We start from the raw sequence: 1357 nt of genomic DNA on the forward strand, positions 1-1357 counted from the left end.
AGGACGGCGACACCGCCGGCCCCGCCGGCGGTAAAGCCCGTTGCACCCCCGGTTCCGGTGGCAACCAAGCCCACCGCGCCTGCGCCGGCCGCCAAGCCCGCTACGCCGGCTACCGCCGCGCTGGTGCAGATCGGCGCCTTTTCCAGCCAGGCCAAGGCCGAAGAGGAATGGGCGCGGGTGGCCGGCAAGGGCGGGCTGACCGGGCGGCGCATCGAGCAGTTGACGAGCAGCACCGGCCGCACCCTGTGGCGGGTGCGGGGGACAGCTGCCGATCCGGCCGCCGCCTGCAAGGCCATCCTCGCCGCCAATGGCGCCTGCGAAGTGGTGAAGCGGTGAGCCAGCCCCAATGAGCCAACCGCTGTTCTTTGGCCTCGCCGGGCTTGAACTTTCGGCAGAAGAGCGCGCGCTGTTCCGCGCTGCCGACCCAGCCGGCTACATCCTGTTCAAGCGCAATGTCGACACGCCTGATCAGCTGCGGGCGCTCACCGCGTCGCTGCGCGACCTCGCCGGGCGTGATCTTCCGATCTTGATCGACCAGGAGGGCGGCCGCGTCGCCCGGCTGCGCCCGCCGCACTGGCCGGAATTTCCCAACGGCGAGATTTTCGGGCGGCTGTTCGACAAGGCGCCGATCACCGCTATCGAGGCCTGCCGGCTGAACGCGCTGGCGCTGGCCGCGCTGTTGAAGGATCTGGGGATCAACGTCGATTGCCTGCCGCTGCTCGACGTGCGCGATCCGTCCGGCCACGACATCATCGGCGACCGCAGCTTCTCCACCGAGCCGCTGGCGGTGGCGGCGCTGGGTCGGGCGGTGCTGGACGGGTTTCGCGCCGGCGGCATCTGCGGCGTGGTCAAGCATATCCCCGGCCATGGCCGCGCCGGCGCCGACAGCCATCTCGAACTGCCGGTGGTCACAGCCAGCCGCGCAGAGCTGGAACGGGATTTCATGCCCTTCCGCCGGCTGGCCGACGCGCCGATGGCGATGACCGCGCACATCACCTACACCGCACTCGACGATGCCCGCTGCGCCACCCTGTCGCCGACGGTGATCGACCTCATCCGCCACGACATCGGCTTTGCGGGCCTGTTGATGTCCGATGATCTGGGCATGCACGCGCTGGGCAATCCGCAATCGGGCGGCCACCCGCCGGGCAGCAACGCGCTGGCGGATTTCGGCGCCCGGGCACTGGCCTGCCTCGCCGCCGGCTGTGACATCGCCCTCCACTGTTCCGGCGACTTTGCCGAGATGCGCGCCATCGTGGAGGCTGCCCCCGTGATGACCGACGACGCCGCACAGCGACTGGCGGCGGCGATGGCCTGGATGGGGCCCGGCGACGCCACCCCGGCGGCCGAGTGGGCG

General features: G+C 71.0%; 2 protein-coding genes. Both read left to right on the plus strand.

The annotated features are described in order from the left end of the window. On the plus strand, positions 1 to 336 hold a 336-nt coding region (locus tag GJV64_RS14540), incomplete at its 5' end, for an SPOR domain-containing protein (RefSeq protein WP_205599654.1). Between the two features lie 10 nt (positions 337 to 346). After that, the coding region (locus tag GJV64_RS14545) for a glycoside hydrolase family 3 protein (protein WP_164158200.1) at positions 347 to 1357 on the plus strand (1011 nt) is incomplete at its 3' end.

The organism is Sandarakinorhabdus rubra, from assembly GCF_010994245.1.
Taxonomy (GTDB): domain Bacteria; phylum Pseudomonadota; class Alphaproteobacteria; order Sphingomonadales; family Sphingomonadaceae; genus Sandarakinorhabdus; species Sandarakinorhabdus rubra.